The 8743-nt window shown below is 75.3% G+C and carries 8 protein-coding genes and 1 pseudogene; 5 read left to right on the top strand and 4 right to left on the bottom strand.

Features of this window, described 5'->3' with window-relative positions; translation table 11 throughout:
• A pseudogene (locus tag MNZ29_RS09080) lies at positions 1–289 on the top strand (hypothetical protein); the annotation flags it as partial.
• A gap of 13 nt (positions 290–302) precedes the next feature.
• On the opposite strand, the gene MNZ29_RS09075 reads toward MNZ29_RS09080, so the two are convergent.
• Both MNZ29_RS09075 and MNZ29_RS09070 read right to left on the bottom strand, forming a co-directional pair.
• A complete protein-coding gene (locus MNZ29_RS09075) occupies positions 303–758 on the bottom strand; it encodes a universal stress protein (protein ID WP_242354964.1) in 456 nt (151 codons plus the stop codon).
• Positions 759–805: 47 nt separating this feature from the next.
• On the bottom strand, positions 806–1294 hold the full coding sequence (locus MNZ29_RS09070) for a universal stress protein (protein WP_242354962.1): 489 nt from the start codon (positions 1292–1294) through the stop codon (positions 806–808).
• Between the two features lie 485 nt (positions 1295–1779).
• On the opposite strand from MNZ29_RS09070, the gene fbp reads away from it, so the two are divergent.
• The 4 genes from fbp (at position 1780) to MNZ29_RS09050 (ending at position 6796) form a co-directional block, all read left to right on the top strand.
• Positions 1780–2886, top strand: a complete 1107-nt coding sequence (gene fbp, locus MNZ29_RS09065) for a fructose-1,6-bisphosphate aldolase/phosphatase (protein ID WP_242354960.1) — start codon at positions 1780–1782, stop codon at positions 2884–2886.
• Positions 2886–5315 (top strand): Lon protease family protein, encoded by a 2430-nt coding sequence (locus MNZ29_RS09060; protein ID WP_242354958.1) that lies wholly within the window; start codon positions 2886–2888, stop codon positions 5313–5315. The genes fbp and MNZ29_RS09060 overlap by 1 nt, the downstream gene beginning before the upstream one ends.
• 171 nt (positions 5316–5486) lie before the next feature.
• On the top strand, positions 5487–6275 hold the full coding sequence (locus MNZ29_RS09055; RefSeq protein WP_242354956.1) for a C-GCAxxG-C-C family protein: 789 nt from the start codon (positions 5487–5489) through the stop codon (positions 6273–6275).
• An 86-nt stretch (positions 6276–6361) separates the two neighbouring features.
• On the top strand, positions 6362–6796 hold the full coding sequence (locus tag MNZ29_RS09050) for a hydrogenase maturation protease (protein ID WP_242354954.1): 435 nt from the start codon (positions 6362–6364) through the stop codon (positions 6794–6796).
• A gap of 85 nt (positions 6797–6881) precedes the next feature.
• Here MNZ29_RS09050 and MNZ29_RS09045 read toward each other — a convergent pair whose 3' ends face one another.
• Complete coding sequence (locus MNZ29_RS09045; protein ID WP_242354952.1) at positions 6882–7745, bottom strand: metallophosphoesterase; 864 nt, start codon at positions 7743–7745, stop codon at positions 6882–6884.
• On the bottom strand, positions 7742–8704 hold the full coding sequence (locus MNZ29_RS09040; protein ID WP_242354950.1) for a diacylglycerol kinase family protein: 963 nt from the start codon (positions 8702–8704) through the stop codon (positions 7742–7744). The genes MNZ29_RS09045 and MNZ29_RS09040 overlap by 4 nt, the downstream gene beginning before the upstream one ends.
• Between the last annotated feature and the right edge of the window lie 39 nt (positions 8705–8743).

The following is an 8743-nucleotide window of genomic DNA, read 5'->3' as shown; positions in this document are numbered from 1 at the left end:
GCTCGAGCCGCTCAACGCCCGGGCCCGGCCCGGCGCGCGCGTCTGGTGGCCGAGCACCGCGCCGGAGGCCGTGGAAGCGTGGGTGCGGGACGGGCGGCTACGGCCGGATCTGCGCCGGGCCGACGGCCCCGAGGACGCCGACGTCGCCGTCGTCGCGCTCGACGGCGCGAGCCGCGACGACGAGTACCGGGCCTGGGCGGCGTTCCGGACGGCGCGTCCGGCCGCCGGCGCCTACCTCGACGAGGTCCCGCTCGCGCTCGTGTACGCGCGCAGCGGCGCGTGGCAGTGACCGCTCGCGCCGCTCACGCGGCGTGATACGTCTCCGCCTCGTCCGGCAGCGGCACGCGGGGGCGGACGACGATGACGGGGCACGGCGCCTCGCGCGCCACGCGCGCGGCGACCGACCCGAGGCGGCGCCCTCCCGGCGCGCTCCGCCCGCGCGCACCCAGCACGAGGAGCCCGCTGCCCCGACGCGCGAGCCGCAGGACCTCCGTCGCAGGATCGCCCGCCACCACCTCCGTTCGAACCGGCGCTCCGACCCTCCGCTCCGCCTCGGCACTCCAGACCCCCATGTCGCGGTGCAGGTCCACGGAGGCCATCGCGAACGCCTCCGGCCGCACCTCCCCCTCGGGGACCGGATGAACGTGAATGAGCGTCAGCTCGGCGCCGCTCCAGCGCGCGAGCTCGGCCGCCTCGACGAGCGCGAGCAGCGAGGCGTCGGAGAAGTCGATGGCGCAGCAGATGCGAGCAGCGACCATCGTCGTCACCTCCCTCCGCCCGGGCCCGCCGCGCGTCGGCGTCCGGGCTACGCGTAGTTCGCCGCTTCCGCGGCGATGTCCCGCGCGTCACCGGGGACTCGCGCGCGCGCGACGAGCACGGGACAGGGCGCCTCGCGGAGCACGCGCTCCGCGACGGAGCCGAGGATGAACCGGCGGATCCCGGTGCGGCCGTGGGTGCCGAGCACGAGCAGATCCGGCCCGTGCTCGCGGGCCCAGCGGACGACCTCTCCCGCCGGGTCTCCGACCAGGGCCGCCGCGCCCACCGCCCGCCCGAGGAGCTTCTCCGCGTCCTCACGCCAGCCGGCGAGGGTGCGCTCCATCTCGTCGGCGGACATCCGCGCGATCTCGGCCGGAGAGACGATCACGTCGGCCGGGTTCGCGGGCGGCGGCACGTGCACGTGAACGAGCACGAGCTCCGCGCCGGTGCGGCGCGCCTGCTCCACGGCCTCGTCCAGCGCGAGGCGCGACGGGTCCGAGAAGTCCACCGCGCAGCCGATCTTCTTCCACTCGCTCATCGCCTGCCTCCTCCTCGCCTGCCTGGCGGGATCGGCCACGACGGCCCGATGGGATCGTACGCCTCCCGGGCGGAGCCACGCGCGCCGCGTCGGGTCGCCCCGCTGGCAGGGACGGGCTACCCGCGGCGCGCAGCGCCGCACGCTCGCGCCGCAGCCCGAGCGCGCGCCGGGGCGCGCAGGTCGGAGCAGAGTTCCGCCGGGAGAGGAGCATGGATGCCGACGCAGCCGGCGCGCTCGTCGCCTCCGACGCCGCCGTCGCGCTCGGCTCCTGCGAGGACGGCCTCGCCCCGGGGTAGTCGGCGCGCCGCCTGCGCCCCCGCGATGATCGCCGTCGACGCGCTCGCCTAGCGGGCGAGGCGGCGGACGGCGGGCTCCCGCGCCCGAGGGCGCGGCCCCCAGCGGGCGAACCCAACGTCCGGCATTGCCGGCCCCCCGCCGTGGCGGGAGGCTCGAAGGCGCCAGGGCACGCGACGCGGGAGGTCGCCATGAAGCTCACGCTCAGCGTCATCAAGGCGGACGTCGGATCGATCGGAGGCCACCTCGCGCCCTCGCCGGAGCTCGTCGCCACCGTGGAGCGCCACGTGCGCGAGGCCGGGAGAGAGCTCGTCCTCGACGTCCACGTCGGCCACACCGGCGACGACATCGCGATCCTCATGACCCACCGGAAGGGCACGGGCGACTCCGGCATCCACCGGCTGGCCTGGGATGCGTTCGTGGCGGGCACCGAGGTCGCGCGCGCGCAGGGGCTCTACGGCGCCGGCCAGGACCTCCTCAAGGACTCGTTCAGCGGGAACGTGCGCGGGATGGGACCCGCCGTCGCCGAGCTGGAGATCGAGGAGCGCGCCTCGGAGCCGTTCCTCCTCTTCGCCGCCGACAAGACCGACCCCGGAGCGTTCGATCTCCCGCTCTACCTCGCCTTCGCCGACCCGATGAACACCCCGGGCCTCCTCCTCGCGCCGCGGATGACGAAGGGGTTCCGGTTCGTGGTGATGGACGTGCAGCACACCACGCAGGACCGCGTCATCGAGCTCGACGCCCCCGAGAACCTCTACGACCTGGCGGTGCTGCTCCGCGACCCGGAGCGGTTCGTCGTCGAGTCGATCTGGTCGCGGGCGAGCGGGGCGCAGGCGGTCGCGGTCGCGACGTCGCGGCTCCACAACATCGCCGGCAAGTACACGGGCAAGGACGACCCGGTGATGCTCGTCCGCTGCCAGATGGACTTCCCCGCCACGGGCGAGGTGCTCGCGCCCTTCCACCTCGGCCACCTCGTGGCGGGCGGGATGCGCGGCTCGCACCAGATGCCGCTCATGCCCGTGACGCTCGGGTCCCCGGTGAGCTTCTTCGACGGGCCGCCGATCGTCACCTGCGCGGCGTTCTCGGTCCGCAACGGCAAGCTCGTCGGCCCGGTGGACGCGTTCGCGCATCCGTTCTGGGACGCCGTGCGCCGCGAGGTGGCGGAGGCCGCCATCCGCATCCGCCGCCAGGGGTTCGTGGGCGCGGCGATGCTGCCGATGTCCGAGCTCGAGTACACGGGGATCGTCGAGAAGCTCGGGGAGCTGGAGAAGCGCTTCCGCGTCCGGGCGGAGAAGTGATGCCGAACGCCCCCCTGTCCGCGGCGTCCCTCCGGCCGCGCGGCCTCGCGCGTGAGATGGCGTTCGAGACCACCGCCGAGCTCGAGGATCTGGAGGGACCGCTCGGGCAGGCCCGCGCGACCGAGGCGCTGCGCCTCGCCGTCGCGGTGGGCGGCGAGGGCTACAACGCCTACGTGATGGGCCCGCCCGGCGCGGGGAAGCGCACGTTCGTGATGCGCATGCTCGGGCGCGCCGCGCTCGACGCGCCCACCCCCTCGGACTGGTGCTACCTGAACGGCTTCGCCGACCCGCGCCGGCCCCGGCGCGTCGAGCTGCCGCCCGGGCGCGGGCGCGAGCTGCGCGCCGATCTGGATCGCCTGGTCGCGGAGCTCCGCGACGCCTTGCCCTCCGCGTTCGAGAGCCGCGACTACCGCGCCCGCGTCCAGATCCTCGAGAAGGAGCGAGACGAGGCGCGAGAGGCGCCGATCGACGAGATCCGGCGGCGCGCCGAGGAGCGCGGCATCGCGCTGCTGCACGGGCCGATCGGGTTCGCGTTCGCGCCCGCGAACAAGGGCGAGATCATCGGGCCGGACGCGTTCCAGACCTTGCCCGAGGAGGTGCAGGAGCGCCTGCGGCGCGACATCGGGGAGCTGCAGAACCAGCTCGCCGAGGTGCTCCGCACGATGCCGGACCTCGAGCGCCGGCACCGCGAGCGCGTGAAGGAGGTGAACGACGACGTGACGGTCCGCGCGGCCGGCGCGCTCCTCCACGAGCTCCGGCGCCGCTACGCGGACGTGCCGGCGGTCCTCGAGCACCTCGACGCCGTCCAGGTGGACCTCGTCGAGCGGGTGCACGAGCTGTTCGCGGCCCTCGACGGCGCGGCCGAGCTCCCGGCCGCCCTGCGCAAGCTCCTCGCGGACACGCCCGTGCTCCGGCGGTACGTCGCGAACCTCCTCGTGGAGCACGCCGCCCACGGCGGCGCCCCCGTCGTTCACGAGGACCTCCCATCGCTCTCGAACCTCTCGGGGCACGTGGAGCACCACGTGCACATGGGCACGCTCGTCACCGACTTCACGCTCGTGCGGGCCGGCGCGCTCCACCGCGCGAACGGCGGCTACCTCGTGCTCGACGCCCGCAAGCTCCTCGTGCAGCCGTTCGCATGGGACGCCCTCAAGCGCGCGATCCGGGCGCGCGAGATCCGGATCGATCCGGCAGAGCGGCTGCTCGGCGTGATGGGCACCTCGACGCTCGAGCCCGAGCCGATCCCGCTGCACGTGAAGGTCGTGCTCCTCGGCGATCGCGTGCTCTACCAGCTCCTCTCGCTCCTCGACCCGGAGTTCTCGCAGCTCTTCAAGGTCGAGGTGGACTTCGAGGACGAGCTCCCCCGCACGCCCGAGCTCGACCGCGACTTCGCGCGGCTCGTCGCGACGATCGGGCGGCGCGAGCGGCTCCCGCCGTTCGACCGCGGCGCGGTCGAGCGGGTCCTGCAAGAGGCGACGCGCCGCGCGGGCGACTCGACCCGGATCACCGCCGACGCCGGCGCGATCCACGACCTCGTGACCGAGGCGGCGCACGCCGCAGCCGGCGAGGGTCGCGCCACCGTGACGGCCCGCGACGTGCGCGCCGCGATAGACGCGCAGGAGCGCCGCGCCGGGCGGCTCCGCGATCGCGTGGACGAGGAGATCCGCCGCGGAACGCTCCTCGTCGAGACCGCCGGCGCGCGCGTCGGGCAGGTGAACGGCCTCTCCGTGATGATGACGGGCCGGCGCGCCTTCGGCCGCCCGAGCCGGATCACCGCGCGGATGCGCCTCGGGCGTGGCGAGGTGGTGGACATCGAGCGCGAGGTCGAGCTGGGCGGGCCGATCCACTCGAAGGGCGTGCTCATCCTGGCGGGATTCCTGGGCGGGCGCTACTGCGGCGCGGCGCCGCTCGCGCTCGCGGCCACGCTCGTGTTCGAGCAGTCGTACGGAGGCGTCGAGGGCGACAGCGCCTCCTCGGCGGAGCTGTACGCGCTGCTCTCGGCCATCTCGGGCGTCCCGCTGCGCCAGTCGCTCGCCGTCACCGGCTCGGTGGACCAGATCGGCAACATTCAGGCCGTCGGGGGCGTCACCGAGAAGGTCGAGGGCTTCTTCGAGGTGTGCCGTGCACGCGGGCTCCGCGGCGACGAGGGCGTCCTCGTGCCCGCCTCGAACGTGCCGCACCTCGTCCTCCGCGACGAGGTCCTCGCCGCCATCCAGGAGGGAAGCTTCCGGGTGTACCCCGTCGCGACGATCGACCAGGGCATCGAGCTCCTCTCGGGCCTGCCGGCCGGCGCCCCGGACGCGAACGGCGCGTTCCCGCACGATTCGTTCAACGGCCGCGTCGCCGCCCGGCTCGCCGAGCTCGCGGCCGCGGCGCGCGCATTCGCCGCGAAGGGCGATCGAGACGGCCAGGGCGGCCGCCCCCGCTGAGCTCCCGGAGCGGCCACGCGCCGCGCGCTCCGCGACCTGGCGCGCGCCGCCGCGCCCGCGTGTGGCTGCGACGCACCGCCCGATGGCGTGCGCGCGGCCAGACGTCCAGGCTCTTCCGGAGGTCCGGCGAACGCGCGGACCGCGCGCGGCGCGGGGCCTCGGAGGCTCGCCATGTTCGACAAGGTCACCGGGCGCAGACGGTTCGCGACGCTGGTCGGCGCCGTCGCGGGTACGGCGGTCCTCGGCGGAGGCGCGAGCGCCACCGCGGCGGTGAAGCACGCCAGGGCCGACGCGCACCGCAAGCTCGCCACGGTCCCCTGGCCCTACGTCACGCTCGCCCCGGACCGCGTCGCCTCGCGCGCGTTCTCCGCGTACGCGCGGGGCCACTGCATGTTCGGCGCGTTCGACGCGCTCGTGGGCTCGGTGGCGGACGCGCTGGGCGATCCCTACGCGAGCTTCCCGTTCGACGTCATGAAGTACGGCGCCGGCGGGGTGAACGGCTGGGCTACGATCTGCGGCGCGCTGAACGGATCGGCGGCCGCGTTCGAGCTGCTCTCGAGGGAGCCGGGCCCGCTCGTGGACGCCCTGTTCGCCTGGTACGAGCGCGAGCCGCTGCCCGATCTCGTGCTGACGGCCGCTGCCCATCCGAACGTGCAGTCCATCGCGGGCTCGCCGCTCTGCCACACCTCCGTGTCCCGCTGGTGCGAGGCCTCCGGGAAGAGGTCGTTCAGCGACGATCGGAAGGAGCGTTGCGGGATCCTGACCGCGAGCGTCGCGCGCCGCGCGGCGGAGCTGCTCAACGCGCAGGCGGCGAAGCGACCGCTGCCGGTGACCTCCGCCGCTGCGGGCGCGCGCTGCGCCAGGTGTCACGAGAAGGACGGCTCGCTCGAGGACACCCGCTCGAAGATGGACTGCGAGGGGTGTCACTTTCACCTCGGCGGGGAGCACCCGGCGCTCTGACGCTCCCCCGCCTGCGCCCCCCGACCGACGGACGCGACGGGTCCGGGGGAGACGTGCTAGACCTCGTCGCTCCTGGAGAGGCTGCCGTGAGGATCCTGGCCTTCGCGATGGGACACGCGATCCGCGCCGACGACGGCGCCGGGCTCGCCGTTGCGCACGGGCTCGATGCGCTCGTGCCCGGCCTCGAGGTGCTCGAGGTGCCGGAGCTCCGCCCCGAGCACGCGGAGGCCGTCGCGACGGTGGACGGCGTGCTCTTCCTCGACGCGTCCGTGGCCGGCACGCCCGGCGACGTGCGCGCCGCCCGGCTCGTCCCGCGTCCCGCCCGGGAGGCGATCCTCCACTCCCTCACGCCGGAGGAGATCCTGGGCCTCGCCCGCGCGCTCTTCGGCCACGCGCCGCCCGGCGCGCTCGTCACCATCGCCGGCCGGGAATTCGCGTTCGGCGAGGCGCTGTCGCCCGAGGTGGAGGCCGCCCTGCCGCTCGCGCGCGAGAAGGCGCGCGAGATGGCCGCGGGGTTCTGAACGACAGCTCGTGCTTCGTGCTCACCTTCGGTGACGCGAATGGCTTCGCTCGCCTGTTCGCAAATCGTGATCGCCCGTTTGGGCGCTACGTGAGCCGCGCCTCCGCGGGCGCCGGGAGCGGCGCGGGCGTCTCGATGGCGCGGCCGTCCGCGGCGCGCCAGCCGTCGTCGCGGCGCTCGAACACGCGCCGCTGAACCGAACGGAAGGCGGCGCCGTCGAAGCTCCGCACCGACAGGACGATCCGCGGGCCGTCCACCTCGAGCCAGTTGTAGGAGTTGGGCTCGTCGCGCAGGCGGACCGAGGTGGCGGTCCCGGCGTGGAACGCGAGGATGGACCGCGCGAGCCGCTCCACGGGGTGCTCGACCTCGCCGTTCGCGAGCCGGTGCAGGTGACCGGTGAGGAGGACCTCGAGGTGGCACTCCGCGAGGGCGCGGAGCGCCCGGCCGCTCCGGCCGGCGACGCGCAGGCGCGGGCGGTCCGCCGTTGGGGCGAACGGGTGGTGGGCCACGAGCACGTGCAGCCGACCTGCGCCCTCCCCGCAGAAGCGGCGGCGGAGGTCCTCGATCTGCGCGACCGAGATCCGCCCCTCCTTCCACGTGAGCGACCGCGCCGTGGAGACCCCCGCCACGTAGAGCTCGTCGTCGGCGTACACGGGCGAGAGGTCCGGCGTGACGATGCGCGTGTACCGACCGAGGGGCGAGAGGAAGCGGCGCGCGACGTCGTAGAGCGGGACGTCGTGATTCCCGGGCACCACCACCCGCGGCGCGGGGATCCGGTCGAGGAAGGCGCGCGCGGCCCGGAACTGACCGGGGCGCGCGCGCTGGGTGAGGTCGCCGCTCACCGCGACGACCGTCGGGCGGAGCTCGGCGAGATCGGCGACGAGCGCCTCCACGACGCGCGCCTCCTCGCGCCCGAAGTGGAGGTCGGAGAGGTGGGCGATCGTCTTCACGGAGCGAGGACAGTGAGCGCGCCGGGTCGGATGCGGTAGCGGATGGGCGGCCGCTGCGAGATCACCTCGCCGTCCACCGAGACGGCGAGCCGCCGGTGGTGCGACTCGATCGCGACGCTCGCGACCTCGAGCGCCTCGACGTCGCGCCCCGGATCGACCCGGCCCACGAGGGCGCGGGCGCCGAGCCGGAGCAGGCCGAGGCGAGTGGGCGCCGTCGCCACGTACACGCCGAGCGTCCCCCGATCGAGCGCCTCGCGCCGCTGCGTCGCGACGAGCGCCGTGTCGTAGCGGTTGTTGCCGACGAAGACGAACGTCGTGCGGCGCGGGCCCGCGCCGCCGTCCCACCGGATGCGCACGGACAGGGGGCGCAGCCACACGAGCACGCGCAGCGCCGCCCACGCCATCGCCAGCCACTTGCCGATCCACTTCCCGAGGCGGCGCCGCGTGCGCTCGCGCTCGCGGACGGCATGCGGGTAGATCCCGATCGACGAGTTGTTCACGAAGACCCGCCCGTTCACCTCGGCGACGTCCACGCGCCGCTGCGCGCCCGACGCGACCACCCGCGCGGCCTCCTCGAGGTCCGCCGGGAGCCCGAGATCCTTGGCGAAGTGGTTCAGGGTGCCGAGCGGCAGGACTCCCAGCGGCTTCGGGGTGCCGGCGAGCCCGCCCGCCACCGCGCTCACGGTGCCGTCCCCGCCCGCGGCCACCACCGCATCCACCTCTGCGTCGCCGGCGGCGGCGCGGGCGATCGCGCCGATGTCGCCCTCCGCCGCGACGACCCGCGCGTCGGCGCCCGCGGCGGCGAGGGCCGCGCGCACCCGGCCGGCCACGTCCTCCGTCCCGGCGCCTCCGGCGCGCGCGTTGAGGATGACGAGGCAGCGCCGCGCCGGCGAGCGGGCCGCCGCCAGCCCCGCGGGCGCCCGCACCCCCGCGCCGGGCACCTGTGCTCCGGACGTCACGATCAAAGCTAGCGCGTCCCGCGCCGCGAGGCGGGCCGC

This window comes from Anaeromyxobacter sp. SG64 (assembly GCF_022690745.1).
Taxonomy (GTDB): Bacteria; Myxococcota; Myxococcia; order Myxococcales; family Anaeromyxobacteraceae; genus Anaeromyxobacter; species Anaeromyxobacter soli.
Note: the sequence above shows the minus strand (reverse complement) of the source record. Positions and strands in the feature narration are given on the sequence as shown.